The 21,226-nt window shown below is 57.9% G+C and carries 20 protein-coding genes; 4 read left to right on the forward strand and 16 right to left on the reverse strand.

Annotation, left to right across the window (positions count from 1 at the left end; genetic code table 11):
- The first annotated feature begins 15 nt into the window (after positions 1-15).
- Positions 16-915 (forward strand): carbon-nitrogen hydrolase, encoded by a 900-nt coding sequence (locus tag ACS92L_RS05455; protein WP_438767563.1) that lies wholly within the window; start codon positions 16-18, stop codon positions 913-915.
- A gap of 131 nt (positions 916-1,046) precedes the next feature.
- Complete coding sequence (locus tag ACS92L_RS05460) at positions 1,047-1,907, forward strand: DNA replication terminus site-binding protein (protein ID WP_438767564.1); 861 nt, start codon at positions 1,047-1,049, stop codon at positions 1,905-1,907.
- On the opposite strand, the gene ACS92L_RS05465 is transcribed toward ACS92L_RS05460, so the two are convergent.
- The 10 genes from ACS92L_RS05465 to ACS92L_RS05510 form a co-directional block, all read right to left on the reverse strand.
- A complete protein-coding gene (locus tag ACS92L_RS05465; protein ID WP_438767565.1) occupies positions 1,908-2,201 on the reverse strand; it encodes a YrhK family protein in 294 nt (97 codons plus the stop codon).
- Positions 2,202-2,286: 85 nt separating this feature from the next.
- Positions 2,287-3,678 (reverse strand): Si-specific NAD(P)(+) transhydrogenase, encoded by a 1,392-nt coding sequence (gene sthA / locus ACS92L_RS05470; RefSeq protein ID WP_438767566.1) that lies wholly within the window; start codon positions 3,676-3,678, stop codon positions 2,287-2,289.
- Positions 3,679-3,684: 6 nt separating this feature from the next.
- Positions 3,685-3,936, reverse strand: a complete 252-nt coding sequence (gene nqrM / locus ACS92L_RS05475; protein ID WP_438767568.1) for a (Na+)-NQR maturation NqrM — start codon at positions 3,934-3,936, stop codon at positions 3,685-3,687.
- A 164-nt stretch (positions 3,937-4,100) separates the two neighbouring features.
- Positions 4,101-5,333: an NADH:ubiquinone reductase (Na(+)-transporting) subunit F gene (gene nqrF, locus ACS92L_RS05480; RefSeq protein ID WP_438767569.1), complete on the reverse strand. Its 1,233-nt coding sequence runs from the start codon at positions 5,331-5,333 to the stop codon at positions 4,101-4,103.
- A gap of 34 nt (positions 5,334-5,367) precedes the next feature.
- A complete protein-coding gene (gene nqrE / locus ACS92L_RS05485) occupies positions 5,368-5,988 on the reverse strand; it encodes an NADH:ubiquinone reductase (Na(+)-transporting) subunit E (protein WP_115853001.1) in 621 nt (206 codons plus the stop codon).
- Positions 5,988-6,668 (reverse strand): NADH:ubiquinone reductase (Na(+)-transporting) subunit D, encoded by a 681-nt coding sequence (locus ACS92L_RS05490; RefSeq protein ID WP_115853000.1) that lies wholly within the window; start codon positions 6,666-6,668, stop codon positions 5,988-5,990. The genes nqrE and ACS92L_RS05490 overlap by 1 nt, the downstream gene beginning before the upstream one ends.
- Positions 6,669-6,670: 2 nt before the next feature.
- Positions 6,671-7,459 carry a Na(+)-translocating NADH-quinone reductase subunit C gene (locus tag ACS92L_RS05495; protein WP_438768422.1) on the reverse strand — a complete coding sequence of 263 codons (789 nt, stop codon included), beginning with the start codon at positions 7,457-7,459 and terminating at the stop codon, positions 6,671-6,673.
- A complete protein-coding gene (locus ACS92L_RS05500; protein ID WP_438767570.1) occupies positions 7,456-8,685 on the reverse strand; it encodes an NADH:ubiquinone reductase (Na(+)-transporting) subunit B in 1,230 nt (409 codons plus the stop codon). Before ACS92L_RS05500 ends, ACS92L_RS05495 begins: the two co-directional genes overlap by 4 nt.
- Positions 8,685-10,040, reverse strand: coding sequence for a Na(+)-translocating NADH-quinone reductase subunit A (locus ACS92L_RS05505; protein ID WP_438767572.1), 1,356 nt, complete (start codon positions 10,038-10,040; stop codon positions 8,685-8,687). Before ACS92L_RS05505 ends, ACS92L_RS05500 begins: the two co-directional genes overlap by 1 nt.
- A 278-nt stretch (positions 10,041-10,318) precedes the next feature.
- Complete coding sequence (locus tag ACS92L_RS05510; RefSeq protein WP_438767574.1) at positions 10,319-11,767, reverse strand: glyceraldehyde-3-phosphate dehydrogenase; 1,449 nt, start codon at positions 11,765-11,767, stop codon at positions 10,319-10,321.
- A gap of 392 nt (positions 11,768-12,159) precedes the next feature.
- Here ACS92L_RS05510 and mfd point away from each other — a divergent pair, with 392 nt between their 5' ends.
- Complete coding sequence (gene mfd, locus ACS92L_RS05515) at positions 12,160-15,606, forward strand: transcription-repair coupling factor (protein ID WP_438767576.1); 3,447 nt, start codon at positions 12,160-12,162, stop codon at positions 15,604-15,606.
- 99 nt (positions 15,607-15,705) lie between these two features.
- On the opposite strand, the gene ACS92L_RS05520 is transcribed toward mfd, so the two are convergent.
- From ACS92L_RS05520 to ACS92L_RS05535, 4 genes are read right to left on the reverse strand one after another with little or no spacing between them, the layout of a single operon-like run.
- Positions 15,706-16,293: a hypoxanthine-guanine phosphoribosyltransferase gene (locus ACS92L_RS05520; RefSeq protein ID WP_438767578.1), complete on the reverse strand. Its 588-nt coding sequence runs from the start codon at positions 16,291-16,293 to the stop codon at positions 15,706-15,708.
- Complete coding sequence (locus tag ACS92L_RS05525) at positions 16,286-17,569, reverse strand: mechanosensitive ion channel family protein (protein WP_438767579.1); 1,284 nt, start codon at positions 17,567-17,569, stop codon at positions 16,286-16,288. Before ACS92L_RS05525 ends, ACS92L_RS05520 begins: the two co-directional genes overlap by 8 nt.
- Before the next feature lie 39 nt (positions 17,570-17,608).
- Complete coding sequence (gene nagZ, locus ACS92L_RS05530; RefSeq protein ID WP_438767580.1) at positions 17,609-18,646, reverse strand: beta-N-acetylhexosaminidase; 1,038 nt, start codon at positions 18,644-18,646, stop codon at positions 17,609-17,611.
- Positions 18,643-19,332: a TetR/AcrR family transcriptional regulator gene (locus ACS92L_RS05535; RefSeq protein ID WP_438767581.1), complete on the reverse strand. Its 690-nt coding sequence runs from the start codon at positions 19,330-19,332 to the stop codon at positions 18,643-18,645. The genes nagZ and ACS92L_RS05535 overlap by 4 nt, the downstream gene beginning before the upstream one ends.
- 165 nt (positions 19,333-19,497) lie before the next feature.
- On the opposite strand from ACS92L_RS05535, the gene lexA reads away from it, so the two are divergent.
- Positions 19,498-20,142, forward strand: a complete 645-nt coding sequence (gene lexA / locus ACS92L_RS05540; RefSeq protein WP_438767582.1) for a transcriptional repressor LexA — start codon at positions 19,498-19,500, stop codon at positions 20,140-20,142.
- 30 nt (positions 20,143-20,172) lie between these two features.
- On the opposite strand, the gene ACS92L_RS05545 is transcribed toward lexA, so the two are convergent.
- Complete coding sequence (locus ACS92L_RS05545) at positions 20,173-20,886, reverse strand: lipopolysaccharide kinase InaA family protein (protein ID WP_438767584.1); 714 nt, start codon at positions 20,884-20,886, stop codon at positions 20,173-20,175.
- A 91-nt stretch (positions 20,887-20,977) separates the two neighbouring features.
- A complete protein-coding gene (locus ACS92L_RS05550) occupies positions 20,978-21,223 on the reverse strand; it encodes a hypothetical protein (protein WP_115852989.1) in 246 nt (81 codons plus the stop codon).
- Positions 21,224-21,226 lie beyond the last annotated feature (3 nt).

A 21,226-nucleotide genomic window follows, 5' to 3' on the forward strand; every position in this document is an offset into this window, starting at 1 on the left:
GCGTGGAGAGATTGAATGAAGGAAAGCATTGAAGTCGGTGTCATTCAGCAAAAGGCATGGAACGACAAGCCACGAAGCCTGACCGAGAGTGAGCGAGGCATCCGCGCCCTGGCGCAGCGCGGCGCAAGGCTTGTGCTGCTGCAGGAACTGCATGCCACACGTTACTTCTGCCAGTGCGAGGACACCGACGTCTTTGATCTGGCAGAGCCGCTGGAAGGCCCGACCACACAGTTTCTGGCCGGGCTGGCCAGAGAACTCGATATCGTGATCGTGGGCTCCATTTTCGAGCGTCGTGCGCCGGGGCTTTATCACAATACCGCCGTGGTACTCGACACCGATCGCGGCCTGGTCGGCACCTATCGCAAGATGCATATCCCCGATGATCCGGGCTTTTACGAGAAGTTCTACTTTACCCCCGGTGACGCCGGCCACCAGAAAGGCTTCACTCCCATCGACACCTCCGTGGGCCGTCTGGGGGTACTGGTCTGCTGGGATCAATGGTATCCCGAAGCCGCACGCCTGATGGCGCTGGCCGGTGCCGACATGCTGCTCTATCCCACGGCCATTGGCTGGGACCCGGCCGATGAAGCGGATGAAAAGCAGCGCCAGAAGGATGCCTGGACCCTGATACAGCGCTCGCACGCCGTGGCCAACGGCATTCCGGTACTGGCCGCCAACCGGGTTGGTCATGAAGAAGATCCCAGCCATGTCGGACGTGGCATCGATTTCTGGGGCGGCAGCTTCATTGCCGGTGCACAGGGCGAGATTCTGGCACTGGCCGGTGAGGACACCGAAGAGCTTTTGGTGACCCTGTCGCCGACGCGCAGCGAGCAGGTACGACGCATCTGGCCCTATCTACGTGACCGCCGTATCGATGCCTACGGCGACATTACCCAGCGATACCTGGACCGCTGAGCCGACCAGCCCTACTGCCGGTATCTGCCCAAGCGAAAAGGCAGATACCGGCACTTATTGCGTGATGACTGTCACATCGTCTTTATGATAAAAGATAACGGTATATTCAGAAAACAGGGATGGACCCGGTCATGTCGCTGCAATATCAACTCATGGCAGAGCTGGAAAAGGCCTTCGACGATCTGGTGGAAGCCTCGCAAGCCCTGATCGCCAATGCGAGACAGCATCCCCCGGCCATGTGGCGTTTTGACGGAGACGCCGACATTGACTGGCTGATGCGGGCACTGACCGATTACTGGTATCAGGATGGGCAGGATGGGCGCGCAACACGCGATCATGTGGGCGTGGTCGTCGCCAATGACGCGCTGCTCGAACACGCACTGGAAGTCAACCGATGCAAGGACGCCTTCGCCCAACAGCTGGGTGTGGCCCGAAAACAGCATCCCGCCATGATCGCCGAGCTTAAGGCCACGCTGCCCTTTCGCCATCCCGTTTTGCACGACCATCTCAAGGGAAGCGGCATGGCGCGCCTGCATCTCAAGCAGTGCTGGCGACACCTGCCAATTGCAGACGCGCCGGTGTCACGCATTCGACTCGCCTGGTATTCCAGCGGCCGGTCCATCAAGCGCATGAGTGTGGCCGAGGTCGAAGCCAGACTGGCAAGGCTCAATAATGAAGCCGCCCACGTGCAGATTCAGTATCGATTGCTGGCCTCCCTTCCCGACGGTGAAATGCTGGCGCAGGTACAAGCCCAGGCGCCCCTGATGCGGGCCAACCTGTTTTTCCGTGAACCGCTGGAAGATGGGCACACACGCCGCGCCATGAATGTGGCGCTGCCGCTTTTTGTACCCGCCTCGGACAATCGACTGCCGCAGATCAACCAGCCCGCGCTTCAGCCGCCTGAAAAACGTACCCGGGCGTTGCGAGGTGATTCAAAAATCGAAAGCGAGCCCTTTATTCCCAGCCTTCGTATCCATCGCTATCGGCGTTGATCAGAAATCGCCATCTGGTAACGGCATTTTTTTGAGATGAAGGTGGTGACTCAGGCGGATAAGGGGGCGAATCAGCATCTGGGCGCTGCCGATGACAAAAAGCCAGGTGCCGAGACTCATAAGCGATGAATAAAAAAAGCAGATGCTACCCGCCAGAAACCAGAGACCAATCAGCACATCGTTGATGATGCCAACCACCTCATAGCGACGATGAATGACCAACGCATGATGATCCAGAGTCAGCGTTAGATCATGTCTTTGCCCGGGGTGGGAACGGTTTCTCATAACAGACATGACGCTAGTCTCATGATGGTGGCACTGGAAGCAACGACGCCGACTCGGGCGTCGGCGTCGTGGCAACCATGGCAGGTCCATCAACCTAGTGCAGCCGGTTGAGTCCATTGTGTGCCGCAATGCGATAGGCTTCCGCCATGGTCGGATAGTTGAAGGTGGTGTTCACGAAATACGCCAGCGTATTCGACTCGCCCGGCTGATTCATGATGGCCTGACCGATATGCAGAATTTCAGAGGCCTGATCGCCGAAGCAGTGAATGCCGTGAATCCTGAGCGTTCGCGGGTCGAAAAGAATCTTGAGCATGCCCACAGTGTCCCCGGTAATCTGGGCACGGGCGGTATCCTTGAAAAAGGCCTGCCCTACTTCGTAAGGGATTTTCGCATCCGTCAGCTCCCGCTCGGTCTTTCCCAGTGAGCTGATTTCGGGAATGGTATAGATACCCGTGGGAATGTCATCGACAAAGCGCGATGCCTTGCTCAATGCATCGCCGGACGCCGAGCGCCCCTGGTCATAGGCCGCGCTGGCAAGACTCGGCCAGCCGATGACGTCGCCGGCGGCATGGATATGCTCGACCTGCGTACGATAGTTGTTATCGACCTGAAGCTGGCCACGCGAGTTTGACTCAAGGCCTGCGTTGTCGAGTTTAAGCGTATCGGTGTTGCCCGTTCGGCCGTTGGCCCACATGAAGGCATCGGCACGCATCGTCTTGCCCGACTTGAGATGCAGCGTGACGCCGGACTCATCTCCCTCGACACGGGAGTATTCCTCGTTGTGACGAATCTGTACGCCACTGTTGCGCAGATGATAGGACAGCGCGTCACTGATTTCGGCGTCCAGAAACGACAGCAGCCGCTCGCGAGTATCGATGAGGTCGACCTTGACGCCCAGATTGGAAAATATCGAGGCGTATTCACAGCCGATAACGCCGGCACCATAGATCATGATGCGACGCGGCGTATGCGACAGCCCAAGGATGGTATCGGAGCAGTAAATGCGTGGATGGCGGAAATTGACATCCGAAGGCCGATAGGGGCGCGAACCGGTAGCGATAACGATATTTTCGGCCACCAGCGACTCTCTGGCGCCATGCCCGTCGGCCACCTCAATGGTATGGGCATCGGCAAAGGAAGCGGTACCAAAGAAGACATCGATGCGGTTTCGCGCATAAAAGCGCGTCCGCATTGCCACCTGATCCTCGATCACACGACGAGAGCGCTCCAGCATGCGAGGAAAGGAGACCCAGCGAGGCTCTCCAAGGTCTCTGAACATGGGATTGTTGTTGAACTGAACCACCTGCTTGACCGCATGGCGCAGCGTTTTTGAAGGGATGGTGCCCTTGTGCGTACAGTTGCCGCCCACGGATGACTGCAGTTCGACAATGGCCACCCGCTTGTCATGCTTGGCAGCATTGACGGCAGCACTTTCACCCGCTGGCCCTGCGCCCAGTACCACAACATCATATTGATGGGTCGACATGATGTATCAGGCCCCCGGCTTGCGACTTGCATCGAAAGCCAGCTCGGGTCTGGGTGCTGCCAGCCTCAGCTGTTCCTTGCGCTGCTGCTCTTCACAGATCTCATCCTTGCCACCACAGATGTCACAGCCCTGCTTGAGCCCCAGATTATTAAGACCACCGCATGAGCCGCTGATAGGCTTGCGCCCCAACAAAACGCCTACCGACATGGCGCCCACGATAAGCAGCATGACTGCCAGAACCATCAACCATAACAGCATGGGTTGCTCCTGTTCGTTGTAGGTCATCACCAACCGCGATTGACCGTTATTCCATTTTAGCCGCCCGGTCCACCCAACTACCAATGACGGCCACATAATCGTATCAATAGGATTTAAACAAAAACGGCATCGGGAAGGCCGATGCCGTGGCAGGAAGCGCTGGATCAGCCGCCGAAATCATCAAGCAGAATGTTTTCCGGCTCGACCCCCATGTCGAGAAGCATCTTGACGACCGAGGCGTTCATCATCGGCGGCCCACACATATAGTACTCACAGTCTTCGGGGGCCGGATGGTCCTTCAGATAGTTTTCATACAATACGTTATGGATAAAGCCGGTCTTGCCGGTCCAGTTGTCCTCGGGCTGCGGATCCGACAGAGCCAGATGCCATTCGAAGTTGGGATTTTCTTCCTGCAGCCGGTCATATTCCTCGTTATAGAACGATTCGCGAACCGAACGGGCGCCATACCAGAAAGAGATCTTTCGCTCGGTACCCAGACGCTTGAGCTGATCGAAAATATGGCTCCGCATGGGCGCCATGCCGGCACCGCCACCGATAAAGATCATTTCGGCATCGGTATCCTTGGCGAAAAACTCACCGAAGGGACCATACACCGTGACCTTGTCGCCTGCCTTGAGACTGAACACCCAGCTCGACATGAGACCCGGCTGGTGACCCGAGTCAGGCGGCGGCGTGGCAATACGAATATTGAACTTGAGAATGCCCTTCTCTTCCGGATAGTTGGCCATGGAATAGGCGCGAATCACCGGCTCGGTCGTTTTGGTTTTCAGCTTGAAAAAGCCGAACCGGTCCCAGTCACCCCGATACTCTTCAGCGATATCGAAATTGCTGAAATCGACCTCATACGGCGGCGCTTCAAGCTGCATGTAGCCACCGGCGCGGAAGGCCACATTTTCACCTTCGGGCAGACGCAGCGTCAGTTCCTTGATGAAAGTGGCCACATTGTCGTTGTCGACAACGCTACACTCCCATTTCTTGACGCCGAACACGTCTTCGGGCACTTCGATCTTCATGTCCTGCTTGACCGGCACCTGACAGGAGAGACGCCAGCCTTCCTTCTTTTCACCCATGGTGAAATGGCTTTCTTCAGTAGCGAGGATCGACCCGCCACCTTCCTGTACACGGCACTTGCACTGCGCGCAGGACCCGCCGCCGCCGCAGGCAGACGACAGGAAAATGCCCTGACCGGCCAGGGTCTGCAAAAGCTTGCCCCCGGCCTGCGTCTTGATGGTGCTTTCCGGGTCACCATTGATTTCAATGGTGACCTCACCGCTGCTGACCAATCGGCTGCGAGCGGTAAGGATAATGGCCACAAGGCCCAGAATAATCAGCGTGAACATGACCACGCCAACGATAATGACAGAGATATCTACCATGACTCGTTTCCTTGCTCAGTCGATGATCCGCCGCTTACAGCTGAACGCCGGAAAACGACATGAAGCCCAGTGACATCAGACCAACCGTCAGGAAGGTGATACCCAGTCCCTGAAGTCCGGCCGGCACATCGCTGTACTTGAGTTTTTCACGAATACCGGCCAGCGCTGCAATGGCCAGCGCCCAGCCAAATCCTGCACCAAGACCGTAAATGACCGATTCGCCAAAGGCATAGTCGCGCTGCACCATGAAAAGCGCCGCCCCCAAAATGGCACAGTTCACCGTAATCAGCGGCAGATAGACACCGAGCGCGTTGTAGAGCGCGGGCACAAACTTGTCGAGAAACATCTCTAGAATCTGAACAATGGCTGCGATAACGCCGATATAGCTCAAAAGACCCAGAAACGACAAATCGATGTTTTCGGCACCTTCAACCCCTGTCCAGGACAGGGCACCGGCCTTGAGCAGATAGTTGAGGATCAGATTGTTGGCCGGCACCGTGATGGTCAGTACCACGATAACCGCGACACCCAGACCAATGGCGGATGATACCTTTTTGGATACGGCCAGAAAGGTACACATGCCCAGAAAGAAGGCCAGCGCCATGTTCTCGACAAATACGGCCTTGATGAACAGGCTAAGGTAATGTTCAAACATCACGCGCTCCCCTCGGCAGCCTGCGGCTTGGTGTTGGTAGTGATTTTGAACTCGTTGCTTTCAACCTGTTCCGGGTTGAAGCTTCTGATGGCCCAGATCAGCAGTCCGATCACGAAAAACGCCGACGGTGGCAGCAGCATCAGACCATTGGGGAGGTACCAGCCGCCATCGTTGACGGTCTGCATGATGGTAATGCCGAACACGGACCCTGACCCCAGCAGCTCGCGGAAAAATCCGACGGCCAGCAGAATGAAGGTATAGCCCAGCCCATTGCCGACACCGTCAAGAAAGCTCAGGCCGGGGCCATTTTGCATGGCGAAGGCTTCAGCACGTCCCATGACGATACAGTTGGTAATGATCAACCCCACAAACACCGACAGCTGTTTGGAGAGGTCATAGGCGAAGGCTCTCAGGAGCTGATCCACCACGATGACCAGTGAGGCGATAATGGTCATCTGAATGATGATACGAATCGATGACGGCATGTGATTGCGGATCAACGAAACAAACATGTTCGAAAATGCCGTAACCGCAATAACCGCCAGCCCCATGACCAGTGACGTGCTCATGGAGTTGGTGACCGCCAGCGCACTGCAGATCCCGAGAATCTGCAGTGCAATGGGGTTATTCTGAAATATCGGAGTTATCAGCAGACCTCTGGCCGTATCAGTTTTCGCCATGATCAAGCTCCTTGTGAAGTGTCACGAAAGCGCGCCAGATAGTTGGCGAAGCCTTCGTCGCCCATCCAGAACTGCAGCAGGTTAGTCACCCCGGTACTGGTCAGGGTAGCACCGGAAAGCGCATCCACCTTGTGCTCGGCATCAGGCGTGTTGCTGCCAACGCCCCCCTTGACCAGTCGAATCGCGGGGTCGTTGCTGCCTTCAGGATAGACTTCCTTGCCGGGCCAGAGCGATTTCCAGCGCGGGTTGTCGACTTCGCCGCCAAGCCCGGGTGTCTCACCCTGCTCATAAAACGAAAGACCCACGACCGTGTTGCCGTCGCCTTCAAGGGCCAGATACCCCAGCATCAACGACCACAGCCCCTGCCCGCGTACCGGCAGGATAATCTCGTCGGGATTGTCAGGATCGCCCACCAGATAGACCGTGGCGTAATTTTCAACACGACCGCCGATGCCCGCCCGATCCTGGCTGCCGCCCAGCGTGCGCGACATGGCCGGGTCCTGGGTCGAGGCGATCTGATCGAAGCGGTCAGGGTCGATATCATCAGCGTACTCACCGCTTCGCAGATCCACCACGCGCTGGGTAATCTCGCCGAACTGCTGATCAACGCTTTGTCCAGGCTCAAGAAGGTTGGCGACCTGCAAAATGTTGGTCTTGCGATCGAGCTCCTGATTCTGCTGCTGTGTGGGCCTGAGCGCCACGGCCGCCGTGGAAACAACCACGGAGCAGACAACACACAGTGACAGTGCCACCGTCAGCGTTTTTTTGATCGAATCATTACTGGCCATCAGGCAACCTCCTTATCCCGTGACGGCATGAGACGCTTCTGCCGACGTTTGACATTGGCCTGAACGATAAAGTGGTCGATCAGCGGTGCAAAAAGATTGGCAAACAAAATCGCCAGCATGATGCCTTCAGGAAACGCCGGGTTGGCGACCCTGATCAGTACCGTCATGAATCCGATCAATCCGCCGAAAATCAACTTGCCGGTGTTGGTCATCGAGGCCGATACGGGGTCAGTCGCCATGAAGATCATGCCGAAGGCGAAGCCACCGATGACCAGATGCCAGTACCAGGGCAGTGCAAACATCGGGTTGGTATCGGAACCGATCAGATTAAACAGCGTCGATGTGGCAACCATGCCGAGAAAAACGCCCAGAATGATGCGCCAGGAGGCAACCCGGGTCCAGACCATGATCAGACCGCCCAGCAGAATCATCAGCGTGGAAGTTTCGCCGATACTGCCCTGAATGAATCCGAAAAAGGCATTGAGCCAGGGCGTCTGCGCGGCCAGTTGATCTACCCCACCCTGAGCAGCGGTGGAAAGCGCCGTTGCACCGGTATAACCATCGGCAGGCACCCAGACGGAGTCACCCGACAGCTGCGCCGGATAGGCAAAATAAAGAAAGGCACGCCCGGTCAATGCCGGATTGAGGAAGTTCTTGCCGGTTCCGCCAAAGACCTCCTTGCCGATGACCACGCCAAAGGTAATGCCCAGCGCCACCTGCCACAGCGGCACGGTGGCCGGCAAAATAAGGGCAAACAGCACCGAGGTCACGAAAAAACCTTCATTGACCTCATGACCGCGGCGAATGGCAAACAGCACTTCCCAGAAACCGCCCACGATAAAGGTCACGGCATAGATGGGCACAAACCATGTCGCTCCGAGCACGAAGTTGGCCCAGATACTGCTCGGGTCATGCCCTCCTGCCAGCGCCATGACAATCGATTCACGCCAGCCCGTCAGCACGCCGTAATCACCAGCGATGGCAACGTTGGCCTGAAGACCCGCGTTATACATCCCAAAGAACATGGCTGGAAAAGTACACATCCAGACCGTGATCATGATGCGCTTGAGATCGATGCCGTCGCGCACGTGAGAGGTTGAACCGGTCACATGACCCGGGGCATAAAAAATGGTATCGACCGCTTCATAAAGTGCGTAGAAGCGTTTGTACTTCCCGCCCTCATGAAAGTGGGGCTCGATATTGTCCAAAAAACGACGAATCCCCATCATCAGACCTCTTTCTCGATCGTTGTCAGATTGTCGCGCAGGATCGGGCCGTACTCATACTTGCCCGGACAGACGTAGGTACAAAGTGCCAGATCCTCCTCGTCAAGTTCCAGACAGCCCAGCTGCATGGCGACTTCTATATCCCCAACGATCAACGAACGCAAAAGCTGCGTCGGCAGAATATCCAGCGGCATGACCTGCTCGTAGGAGCCGATCGGTACCATGGCCCGCTCGGAGCCGTTCGTGCTGGTGTTGGGTCGAAAGGAGGCCGGCCGTGTCAGGCGCGACAGATAGATACCGGTAGCGGAGTGCCGGTCAAGTCCCAGAGAAAGCCAGCCGAGAAGCGCTCGCTTGTGGCCCTCTTCGATCAGCGAGACCTGTAGATGGTAGCGTCCGAGATAGGCTGTCGCCTCTCTGGCCGTACTGCCACCAAACACCGATCCCGAGATGACACGAACATCCTGATCGCTTTCGACCTCACCGGCAAGCAGCTCATCAAGGCTTGCACCCAGCCGAGTACGCACCAGACGCGGCTTTTTGGCCGCCGGACCGCCCAGCGCCACGACGCGGCGCGTATCCAGACGGCCTTGCGTAAACAGCGTGCCGATCGCCATGACATCCTGATAGTTCAGATGCCAGACCTGGCGGCTGATACCCACCGGTGACAGGTAATGGATATGCGTGCCGGCAAGCCCTGCCGGATGAGGGCCGCCGAAGCTTTCGTGTTTGACGCCGTCAAGTTCGGCACCAGCAATCTCGGCACCGGGAGCGGTGCACAGATAGACCTGCCCTTCGGTCAGATGCCGAATGACCCTGAGTCCGTTGACGAAATCTTCACGACGCTCCTGGATGATGGGCGCCGGGTCGGCACTCAGGGGATGCGTATCCATGGCCGTCACGAAAATGTTGAGCGGCTGCTCGGACACCGACGGCACACGTGAAAAGGGTCGCTTGCGAAAGCTGGTCCACAAACCGGTTGCCACCAGTCGATCGACAACCGTTTGACGTTCAAGCGTATCGAGATGGCCGGGGTCGTGACGCTCAAGGGCGGACGTTTGGCCATCACTGCTGTCATCAATGCGAATGACCACCGACAGAAGGCGGCGCTTCTCACCACGGTTGATGGCTACTACCTCACCGGCGGCAGGCGCTACATAGCAAACGCCTTCGGTTTTCTTGTCAGTGAAAAGTACCTGACCAAGCGATACCCGGTCTCCCTCGCGGACTTCCATGGTCGGCCGCATGCCAATGTAATCAGGGCCAAGAACAGCCACATGCTTCACCGGCTGACCATTTTCGATGGTCTGGGAAGGTGAACCCGCGATGGGGAGATCCAGGCCTCGTTTGACTTCGATCATAGTCTCGCCCAGTAGTCGAATCTGATGCAGTCATGCAGGGTTTGATAACCGTTTGACGCAAGCTATTGATAGCAACCGTTATTCCCGGTGATCCCCTTGGGTGATGATCAATCAGATGAGATGTTTCGGTGATCCGCCAGAGCGGACATGATTTAACACGGTTTAAAAACCAGCCGTATTATAAGGAGCCGGGACATGAAAAACCACATGAGTTACAAGGGATTCACATTGAGTGCGGGGGTCTCCTGGACCAAAGTCCAGGAGAAAATGGGCTGATTTCAGTTTGGCGAAGGAAAGGAAGGAAGGCGTGCATGCGCCATATGCTGTACCAGCCGAATGACCTGGGCGCTGTAGCCGAATTCATTGTCATACCACACATACAAGACGATATTTCTACCGTCAACGATGGTGGCCTTGCCGTCGACGATCCCGCCATGACGGTTGCCCACAAAATCCGATGACACCACTTCCGGTGAATCGACAAAATCGATCTGGCGACGCAGCTTCGAATCGATCGACATTTCACGAAGGTAGGCATTCAGGGATGCCCTGTCGCACGCCTTTTCAAGCGTCAGATTCAAAATTGCCATGGAAACGTTGGGGATGGGTACCCGAATGGCATTACCGGTAAGCTTGCCTTCAAGCTCCGGCAGCGCCCGTGCCACTGCCCTGGCAGCACCGGTCTCGGTCAACACCATGTTCATCGGTGCACTGCGCCCGCGACGTTCGGCCTTGTGATAGTTGTCGGTCAGGTTTTGATCGTTGGTGTAGGCATGCACCGTTTCTACATGGCCACGCTCGATGCCGAAGCGGTCCGACAGGCATTTCAGCACCGGCACGATGGCATTGGTGGTACACGACGCCGCCGACAGGATCTGCTCGTTTTCATCGGCTTCCTGTTCGTTGATGCCGTAGACGATATTTTTGATATCGCCCTTGCCCGGTGCCGTAAGCAAAACACGCGCAACACCCTTCGCCTGCAGATGCTTCGAAAGCCCCTCCCGATCACGCCACTTGCCGGTATTGTCCACCACGATAGCGTTATCGATACCGTAAGCCGTGTAATCGATACTTTCCGGTGACTCGGCGCGAATGAACTGAATATGATTGCCGTTGGCAATAATGGCATCATTGTCGTGATCCAGGGTCAGCGTTCCGGGGAACGGACCATGGATGGAATCGCGTCGCAACAGGCTGGCACGCTTTTCCAGATCCGAGCTGTCGCCACGCACGACAACCCCGCGCAGCCTCAGCATGCGCCCACTGCCGACGCGTTCAATCAGAAGCCGGGCCAGCAATCGCCCGATGCGGCCAAAGCCATAAAGCACGACATCCCGGGGGGGCTGCGAACCGCCCTTGCCCTGCTGCCCCACAATGGGATCAAGGGCCTTTCTCAAAAAGCCCATGACATCGCGTTCGCCGCTGCGCTTGTAGGCCACGGCCAGCTTGCCGATATCGATATGGGCGGGGCCGGGTTCAAGCTCGATCAGGCGCTTGATCAAAAGGAAGGAGTCGCTGACCTCCAGCTCAACGTTTTCAGCATGGCGGGCATAGCGATGATGCTTCAACAGCTGGATGACCGACTGATTGACCATGGAACGACCATACATCAGCGGCACCACCTGGCAGGTTCGATAGAGACGTCCCAGAAGCGGGATCATCTCCTCGGCCAGTGCTTCCTGCGCCTGCCACTGCTGCAGACACGTTTCTTCTTTTTGCGTACTCACGTCAGGTTTCCTTGCAGTGAACGAAAACCTGCAGCGCCTGCCCTTGTTTTATTTGATATCCGTTTCGGTATCGTCGGGCACTCTCTCGGCAGCTGCAATCTTAAGGTGCGGCATTATCGAAAGAGTGCGACCTCCTCACAATGGTTGTGTAGTCGCAAACATGTAGTCTCACTACACCAAAGCATGGCTTGACAAGCGTTATGGCCTTTATACCGCTCGCTGGCTGCGGGTCTTTGATACCAGAAAGCACATTTCGATACCGTTTCAACCTCGCGACCATGCGCCATGAACAGGGTCTTTATACCCTGTGATGACAGACTTTAACGCAAACCTCTTTTATATCGACGATACTGTCCGCATTTTGTCCACGTGCCCATGATCTGAAGTGACCCATGCCATCGCATAACACCATCAGCCCCCTTGCGCCCCCCGCGCTTGCCCCTGCCCGGGAAAACACACGCTGGCGACTGCCCGAGGGCAGCGCTGATGCGCTTACCATGGCTCATCTGGCCGGTGCCGAGAATACGCCCCTGCTTGTGATTACGCCGGACTCGGCAAGCGCCCAGCGCATGGCGCTGGCACTGCGCTTTTTCAGCGATCAGGAAGTACTGGTCTTTCCCGACTGGGAAACCCTGCCCTATGACAGTTTCTCACCGCATCAGGATATTGTCTCGGAGCGCCTGCGCACCCTGCGACAGCTTCAGCACCAGTACCAGAGCATCGTTCTGGCGCCGGTCAACACCCTCATGCAGCGTCTGCCGCCGACCGACTATGTCGCCGTGCAGGCCCTGCATCTGGAAACCGGCATGTCGCTGGACCGCCAGCATTTTCGCCAACAGCTTCACCTTGCCGGCTATCGTGCGGTTGAAACCGTTTATGAACCGGGCGAATACGCCTTTCGCGGCGCGCTTATCGATCTTTACCCGGTCGGCAGCGAGCACCCGCTGCGAATCGATCTGTTTGATGATGACGTCGATACACTGCGTCATTTTGATCCCGATACACAGCGCTCCACGGATCGTATCGAGCGCATCGAGCTACTGCCGGCACACGAATATCCGCTGACACAGGACGCCATCGCCCGGTTTCGCGAGGGCTTCGAAACGCTTTTCGATGTCGACCCGCGCCACTGTCCGCTGTATCTCGATGCTCTGCAGGGCATCCCCTCTCCCGGTCTTGAGCAGTACCTGCCGCTGTTTTTCGAGCACACCTCGACGCTTTTCGATCATATTGGCAGTGACCTGCGCTGCGCGCTGATGCCGGGCAGCTTTGACGCCGCCGAAGGCCACTGGCAGTCCATTACCGGACGATATGAAAACCTCGGCGTTGATCCGACCCGCCCGCTTTTGCCGCCCATAAAGGCTTTTGTGCCGGTGGCAGAACTTTTCGGACATATCAACCGCTACCCGCGTCTGCAGTGGCGCACGGATGATGAGGGCACCCCTGTCGAAGGGGCAGCCCTGCCCGAAATCGCCATTGACGGTCGGGCCGCGAAACCGCTGGCAGCTCTGGAGCAGTTTCTGGCCGCCCACGACGATCTTCGCGTTTTGTTTGTGGCGGAGTCCCGTGGCCGGCAGGAAGCACTGCACGAAACCCTGGCGCCCTTGCAGCTGTCCTTGAGCGATACCGACAGCTGGCAGAGCTTTCTCAATGCCGGTCAGTCTCATGCCCTTGTGGAAGGCGGGCTTGAGCGCGGACTCTGGCTTGAAAGCGAAAAGCTGCTGGTACTGACCGAAACCGAACTACACGGCGAGATCGTGCGTCAGAGCCGGCGACGCAGCCGTGCCACGGACGACAACGAGCTGGCCGTACGTCATCTCTCCGAGCTCAGAGAAGGCGCACCGGTCGTTCACAAGGCACACGGCGTCGGTCGTTATCTGGGGCTTGAAACCCTGAATGCCGGCGGCATGCCGGCTGAATTTCTGACGCTGGAATATGCCAGCGGCGCCCGTCTTTATGTGCCGGTTGACAGTCTTCACCTGATTTCTCGCTACGCCGGCGCCAGCGACGACAGCGCCCCGCTGCACAAGCTGGGCAGCGACCAATGGGAAAAGGCGCGCCGCAAGGCAGCCGAGAAGGTTCGCGATACGGCCGCCGAGCTGCTGGATGTCTATGCCCGACGCGAGGCGCGTGAAGGTTTTGCCTGCGAACCGCCCGGGCAGGAATACGCGCGCTTTGCGGCCACCTTCCCGTTTGAGGAAACGCCAGATCAGCGCATGGCCATTGATGCCGTCATTCATGACATGACCTCGTCCCAACCGATGGACCGCGTGGTCTGCGGTGATGTCGGCTTTGGCAAGACGGAAGTGGCGATGCGGGCGGCCTTTCTGGCCGTACAGTCCGGCCGTCAGGTGGCCGTGCTGGTGCCGACAACACTGCTGGCCCAGCAGCACTTCGACAACTTCCGTGACCGCTTCGCCGACTCGGCCATCAATATCGATATCCTGTCGCGCTTTCAAGGCGGCAAGCTGCAGTCGCAGACGCTTGAACGCCTCAATGATGGTCGCATCGATATCGTCATCGGCACGCACAAGCTGCTCGGCAAGGAGCTTGAGTTTGCCAACCTGGGACTGGTCATCGTTGATGAAGAGCACCGCTTTGGCGTTCATCAAAAGGAAAGGCTCAAATCCCTTCGCGCCGAGGTCGACATCCTGACCCTGACCGCCACGCCCATTCCGCGGACGCTGTCGATGGCGATGAGCGGTATGCGCGATCTTTCCATTATCGCCACGCCGCCGGCGCGACGGCTGTCGGTCAAGACCTTCGTGCAGCAGCGCAATCAGGCCGTTCTCAAGGAGGCCGTGCTGCGCGAGCTGTTGAGGGGTGGTCAGGTCTACTATCTCCACAACGAGGTCAAATCGATCGAGGCCACGGCCGAAAAGGTCCGCGAACTGGTGCCGGATGCCCGCGTGGGCGTTGCCCATGGCCAGATGGCCGAGCGCGCCCTGGAGCGTGCAATGTCGGACTTCTATCACAAGCGTTTCAACGTGCTGGTGTGCTCCACCATCATTGAAACCGGCATCGATGTGCCCAGCGCCAACACCATCATCATCGAGCGAGCCGACAAGTTCGGCCTGGCCCAGCTCCACCAGTTGCGAGGGCGCGTAGGCCGTTCACACCATCAGGCCTACGCCTATCTGCTCACCCCGCCGCCCAAACAGATCACCACCGATGCGACCAAGCGTCTGGAGGCCATTACTCAGGCAGAAGATCTGGGCGCAGGCTTTACGCTTGCCAGCCACGATCTGGAAATTCGCGGTGCCGGGGAACTGCTGGGCGAAGAGCAAAGCGGTCAGATCGAGACCATCGGCTACAGCCTTTACATGGAAATGCTCGACCGCGCCGTCAATGCCATTCGAAGCGGCAAGACGCCCAACATCGAAGCCCCCATGTCGGAAGGCGTGGATATCAGCCTCGGGCTGCCGGCGCTGATCCCCGAAGACTACATGCATGACGTGCAGCAGCGTCTGGTCATGTACAAGCGGATCAGCAACGCCAAAAACGATGGGGAGCTACGCGAGCTTCAGGTCGAGATGATCGATCGATTTGGACTGCTGCCGGAGCCGGTCAAACATCTTTTCCGCCAGGCCACCCTGCGTTTCAAAGCCGAGCGGCTGGGCATTACGCGGCTGGAGGCCGGCGACAAACGTGGACGAATACAGTTCAGCTCGGAAACCTCGGTCGAGCCCATGACGCTGGTGCAGATGATGCAAAAAGCGCCCGATCAGTACCGTCTGGATGGGGCCGATACCCTGCGCTTCGAAAAGCCCATGGAAAGCGCTGAGACGCGCTTTGCCGCCATCGAAAGCCTGCTGGATCATTTCAACCAGAAATCCTGAAATTTCCAGAGCGGCCGGGCAGCCCCGGCGCATGCCACACGACAAGGGGCCGGCCATAATGGCCGGCCCCTTGTTTGTGACCAGAAAGCACTTTCGCAATCAAAGCCCGCGCGGTGCAAATATCCCCGGCGCGTTACGCCAGTAGCCCTTATAGTCCATTCCGAAACCAAACACGTAGCGGTCCTCGACCTCCAGACCGCCATAGTCCGCCTTTAGATCGGGAACGGCCTTGCGATCATGCATCTTTTCGACCAGCACGGCCGAGGAGACACTGGCCGCCCCCGCCTGCCGGCAATATTCCAGGATGGCGGCAAGCGTTGCGCCTTCATCCAGAATATCGTCCACGATGACCACGTGACGGCCCGCCATGGGCACCTCGGGCGAGACACGCCAGAACAGCTCACCGCCGTGCAGGCCGCCGCGATAGCGTGTGGCATGGAGATAATCCACCTCCAGCGGGAACCCCAGCCGCGTCAGTAGATGACCTGTCGTGATCAATCCGCCGTTCATGACGCAATAAAACACCGGCATGCTGTCAGAAAGTGACTGCGTCAATCGCTCGGCCATATCATCCAGTGCCCTTTCGACGGCAGGCAGATCGATCAGGCAGTCTGCCTCATCCATCAAAACCTTCATGTCGTTGTGATACTGGGCTATCTCGAGGTGACCATCGTGCTTTTCAGCCATCGCCATCTGACTCACTGTTGGGTTCGGTATCAAACGGGGCCTTTTGCCCCCTGTCCTTGTCCCGCGTCCGGCTTCTGGCCGCTGACCGGGCATTTTGAGAGGCGCTATCCTGCCGGGAATCCCCTTCGGTCTCAAGGTCATCCTGGCGCATGTCGTTGGCCAGGCGCACTTCATCGGGCACATAGACTCTTGATGCAGGCAGTGCCAGCTCCGCCTCATGGTGATAGATAATGTCGCGCACCTTGAGCAGGATGCGCTGTCGGGTCTCGTTGTAGCGCTGCCAGTCGGTGACACAGCTCAACGCATAGATCATCAGATTGAGCGAATAGTCACCGTACTGGTTGAAGTTCACCGTGATCAGCTCATCGCTATTAATCTCTTCATCCTGATCGAGCATCTCGCGTATGTCGCTGGTAATTGCTTCAATACAGTGCGCATCCTGATAGCGTACGCCGATGTTCTCCCAGATCAGGCGCGCCTCCATGCGCGATGGCGTTTCGATGGTAATTCGGCTGAACGCCGCATTGGGCACATAGATGGGCGGGCCGGCAAAGGTGCGGATACGGGTCAGACGCCAGCCGATGTCTTCGACGACGCCTTCGATTTCGCGGTCAGGAGAACGGATCCAGTGACCGACCTGAAAGGGCTTGTCCAGATGGATGACCATGCCCCCAAAGAAATTGGCCATGACGTCACGGGCAGCAAATCCAACCAGCAGACCGCCGGCACCGCCGACCGCCAGAATGCTGGACATGTCGACACCCAGTAACTGCATGGCCAGCAGCAGCACAACAATCAGGGTTACCGCACCTGAAATCTTGGTTACGGCCGAGGCCGTGGTCTGATCGACCGGGGTCGATTTCGAACTGCCGGGCGGGAAGACCAGACGCTGCTCGAGACGATGCATCAGGCGAACCTCGCCCCAGAAAAGCAGTAACAGGGTGATCATGCCAAAGGCCATCGCCATATAGCGACTGCCCCCCTCGAACTCGACTTCCTGAGCCACCAGCGTCAGGATCATGCACAGCGCCCCGCTCCACAGCCAGACCCTGAACGGGACCCGAAAGCCATGGACCAGCGCATCATCCCAGCGCCTCGGGCTGTGACGCAGACGACGCTCCAGACGGCGCAGCAGCAGGGCCGTTGTGATGTCGATGATGACGGTCAGAAGTGCCAGACCGATCAGCATGGTGGCCCAGCCCGGAATGGCGAAGAGCTGGTCCAGCCGGTCACGCATGCCAATGAGCAGTTGTCGCCAGAGTGCGGTCGCTTCCATAAGGCTGAGGCCCTTCAGGTCATCGAGTGCATTTGAGCGTCAATCGAGCTGTTGCAGTCGCTCACGTGTGCGCTGCCAGCGCGGCAGTGTCATGAGCGTTTCAAGCGTCAGACGCTCGCCGCTGAAATAAAGCCTGCTTAAACGCTGACGACTCTCAGGCAGAGCGTTCCGGCACGCCAGCGCCTCACGGGCCCGGGCTGCCGCCTCGGCATCGTTGCATAAAAGCGCCAGATCACAGCCGGCATCCAGCGCGGCCATGACGCGCTCACCCGGCCCGCCTGCCATGGCTGCCCCTTCCATCGAGAGATCATCCGAGACGATTACGCCTTCAAAACCGATATCATGGCGCAGATAGGCAAGCCAGCGTCGCGAAAATCCGGCGGGCTGATCATCGATGTCGGTAAAGCGCACATGGGCCGGCATGACCCCGGTCAACCGACTCGCCAGAGCCCTGAAAGGGATCAGATCATGTGATTCGAGGGTCTCAAGCGTTCGGGTATCTTCAGGCATTACCAGATGGGAATCGAGCGTGACGCCGCCGTGGCCCGGGAAATGCTTGCCGATACCGGCCATGCCGGCCTCATCGAAGCCCTCGATAAAGGCACCGCCCAGCGCCGTTACATGCTCGGGGTCGTCGGAAAAGGCGCGATTGCCGATGGCCGGACAGCGGGCATCGTCGAGATCAAGCACCGGGGCAAAGGAAAAGTCTGCCCCGCAGGCGGCCATTTCCATGGCCAGCAGCCAGGCGGTATCCCGGGCAAGATCAAGTGCCTCATCGGGCGCCTGACGATAATATCGACCCAGCCGTGCCATGGGCGGCAGGTTGGTAACACCGTTGCGTAGACGCTGAACCCGCCCGCCTTCCTGATCGATGCCGATCACGATATTCGAACGGCACTGGCGAATGTCGTCACACAGCTGTCGCATCTGCTCGGGTGATTCGACGTTACGGGCAAAGAGAATAATTCCCCCCACCGACGGATGCGATAGCCAGGCCCGCTCGGTGTCGTCCAGACGCGTGCCCTGCACATCGCACATGAGAGGCCCGCCGAAGGTATCAGCCCGGGAATCGGTCATGAATGCGTTCCTGTTCTGGGATGAGAAATCACATGACTGCCTGGTGAACAATCAGCGTCGGTCACGGGGGCCCGCAAGGCATGCAGCGCCACCGGTTTTAAACGCCGGGACAGCTCCCGGATCGTAATGCGCTGATGATAGTCATGCTCGGCAATATCGCGCAGGGTGTTGAGCCCGGAAAGCGTAAAGATGACCGAGCCCAGCATGAAATGCAGCCGCCAGAAACGCTCGTCATCGGCCAGTTCCGGCGTGGCTTGTCTGAGCAGCTTCAAAAAACGCGAAAAGATGGTGCCATAACGGCTGCGAAGCTCGTCACGCAGATGGCGCTGCGCCTGTGAGTAGGCAAGCCCCAATAGCTTCATGAAGGTTTTCAGATCGTGATTGTTGGAGGGCATCTCCAGCACGCTGGCAAAAAGCGTATCGAGCAGCCTTTCAAGGTCCGAGCCCGCCTCTTCGGCCTCCAGCCTGTCCAGACGACAATGAAGATCGGCGCTGAACGGATCCAGATATCGACAGAATACCGCCTGTATCAGCGCCTGCTTGGAGCCGAAGTGATAGTTGACAGCGGCCAGATTAACTTCGGCCCGTCCGGTAATACGACGCAGCGAAGTCTCGGAAAAACCGTGTTCGGCAAACAGGACTTCGGCCGCATCAAGGATTCGGGTCACGGTATCGGATGGCACCATGGAAAATATCGGTTCTCTGTCATGAAAATAAAACGTACAGGCCAGTCCCTGATGGTATCACCATTGCGGCCCGTCACCTGCACCTGCGACAGTATCGAAGCGCTTGCATTGATCTGATGACTGGATACAATCACATACTGTATACATCAACAATGGCCACTGCACATGACACGACCGTTGACCGCACGCCAACAGGCCGTATTCGATTTCATTGCCAGGACCATCAGTGAGCTCGGCTATCCGCCCACGCGCGCCGAAATCGCCGGTGCCCTGGGGTTTCGATCGCCCAACGCTGCTGAAGAGCACCTGCGCGCCCTGCGCAAAAAGGGTGTCATCGAAATGATTCCCGGAACGTCGCGCGGCATTCGTATTTCACACCAGGAACCGGTCGGTCAGGAACAGGAAAGTCTCATAACGGGACTGCCCGTGATCGGCGAAGTGGCCGCCGGCAGCCCGATTCTTGCCGCCGAGCATATCTCGCGCTACTGTCCGATGCCTGCCGATTTTTTCAATCCGGGCGCGGACTATCTGCTTCGCGTACGCGGTCTTTCCATGCGCGATGCCGGCATTCTGGATGGTGATCTGCTGGCCGTCCACCGTACACACGATGCTCGCGACGGGCAGATCGTCGTGGCTCGACTGGGCGACGATGTGACGGTCAAGCGGTTCAAGCGCCAGGGCAGTATCGTCAGCCTGATTGCCGAAAATCCCGAGTTTGAGCCCATCACGATCGATCTGACCCAGCAGGGTCTGGATATCGAGGGCGTCGGCGTCGGCGTCATACGCGGCGGTGATGGCAACAGCCTTTAAACGACATTATTGCTTTTTACGGGGGTGCGCCTACGGGCGCGCCTGGCGCTGTCTTGGCAGCATCAGCCGGGCCCGGTCCAGCGTAATGCCTGACGCCTGGTAGATATCCATCATCAGATGGCACTCCTCATCACGCATCCCCATCGGTCGAGCGTCACCAAAAAGGCGCGTCAGATCGCGCATGGCCGCCAGACGCTTTGACGGGCGGCGCTGACATTTTTCCAGATCCACCAGCGCAGTACTGCCACTGCCGTCCTCATCCAAACGCACTAGGACTTCCTTGGGATAGAGATGGCCATGCTTGTAATTACTGCGGTGCAGTCTGACAAGATTGTTCGCCAGCGCCGTGAATATCGTCACACGCTGGTCAGGCACATGAGCATCAGCCTTGAGCATCGCCTGAAGGCTTTGATACCCCAATAGCGCTTCGGTCACCATCACGGCCTGCCAGCCCTGACCACTTTTTCTGGCCTTGAAAAACACCGGCGGCGGCGCATTCACCCCCAGTGCCTGACAGCGCTTGAGCCCCTGCCATTCACGCACCGTGGTAGGCCGGCCCAGCGGATAGCGCAGGCTGTGAAACAGATGACCGTGCTGAATCTTGACGTAATAGGCAGGCCCCCCTGGGTCGGGGCTGACAAATCGGACGCCGCTGAGGCCGCCCTTGCGTTCGTTGGGGGGCTCTACCCATTCTCCTGGCGCTTGCCACCAGAAGTCAAAATCACCCTGCAAGGTCTCTGACATAACGATCAATTCCGGATTTTTCAGACATGTGGGCCTGAAACGACGATACCCGCACATGGACGGGTATCGAACCAATCAAAAAAAGAGCGGCTTAATGGATCGCGGCAGGCTCGGGCGCGTCAGCGGCGTCATCTTCATCCGCCAGTACCGAGCGCGAGATCAGATGATCAAGCATCTCACGGGCAACATCAAAGCGATGGTGACGCAAAAGCTCAAGCGTCTGGGACGAAAAACGAATGCTGGCCAGCGGTTCGTTTTTATCGTCACTGTCGGCGGCACGCAGCACAAACTGACCGTCCTCGAGCTCAACGATTTCAAATACGGCAGCTTCAGTCATGAG

Source organism: Kushneria halocnemicola (genome assembly GCF_965650455.1).
Lineage (GTDB): Bacteria > Pseudomonadota > Gammaproteobacteria > Pseudomonadales > Halomonadaceae > Kushneria.

Bases quoted from the DNA above. Each gene is read 5' to 3' on its own strand.
- lexA (WP_438767582.1), top strand. From the start codon at position 19,498: ATGACACGACCGTTGACCGCACGCCAACAGGCCGTATTCGATTTCATT.
- ACS92L_RS05550 (WP_115852989.1), bottom strand. From the start codon at position 21,223: ATGACTGAAGCTGCCGTATTTGAAATCGTTGAGCTCGAGGACGGTCAG.
- ACS92L_RS05520 (WP_438767578.1), bottom strand. From the start codon at position 16,293: ATGGCTGAAAAGCACGATGGTCACCTCGAGATAGCCCAGTATCACAAC.
- ACS92L_RS05500 (WP_438767570.1), bottom strand. From the start codon at position 8,685: ATGATGGGGATTCGTCGTTTTTTGGACAATATCGAGCCCCACTTTCAT.
- nqrM (WP_438767568.1), bottom strand. From the start codon at position 3,936: ATGCTGTTATGGTTGATGGTTCTGGCAGTCATGCTGCTTATCGTGGGC.
- nqrE (WP_115853001.1), bottom strand. From the start codon at position 5,988: ATGTTTGAACATTACCTTAGCCTGTTCATCAAGGCCGTATTTGTCGAG.
- sthA (WP_438767566.1), bottom strand. From the start codon at position 3,678: ATGTCGACCCATCAATATGATGTTGTGGTACTGGGCGCAGGGCCAGCG.
- ACS92L_RS05525 (WP_438767579.1), bottom strand. From the start codon at position 17,569: ATGGAAGCGACCGCACTCTGGCGACAACTGCTCATTGGCATGCGTGAC.
- nqrF (WP_438767569.1), bottom strand. From the start codon at position 5,333: ATGGTAGATATCTCTGTCATTATCGTTGGCGTGGTCATGTTCACGCTG.
- ACS92L_RS05545 (WP_438767584.1), bottom strand. From the start codon at position 20,886: ATGTCAGAGACCTTGCAGGGTGATTTTGACTTCTGGTGGCAAGCGCCA.
- ACS92L_RS05535 (WP_438767581.1), bottom strand. From the start codon at position 19,332: ATGGTGCCATCCGATACCGTGACCCGAATCCTTGATGCGGCCGAAGTC.
- nagZ (WP_438767580.1), bottom strand. From the start codon at position 18,646: ATGACCGATTCCCGGGCTGATACCTTCGGCGGGCCTCTCATGTGCGAT.
- ACS92L_RS05490 (WP_115853000.1), bottom strand. From the start codon at position 6,668: ATGGCGAAAACTGATACGGCCAGAGGTCTGCTGATAACTCCGATATTT.
- ACS92L_RS05465 (WP_438767565.1), bottom strand. From the start codon at position 2,201: ATGTCTGTTATGAGAAACCGTTCCCACCCCGGGCAAAGACATGATCTA.
- ACS92L_RS05455 (WP_438767563.1), top strand. From the start codon at position 16: ATGAAGGAAAGCATTGAAGTCGGTGTCATTCAGCAAAAGGCATGGAAC.
- ACS92L_RS05460 (WP_438767564.1), top strand. From the start codon at position 1,047: ATGTCGCTGCAATATCAACTCATGGCAGAGCTGGAAAAGGCCTTCGAC.
- mfd (WP_438767576.1), top strand. From the start codon at position 12,160: ATGCCATCGCATAACACCATCAGCCCCCTTGCGCCCCCCGCGCTTGCC.
- ACS92L_RS05505 (WP_438767572.1), bottom strand. From the start codon at position 10,040: ATGATCGAAGTCAAACGAGGCCTGGATCTCCCCATCGCGGGTTCACCT.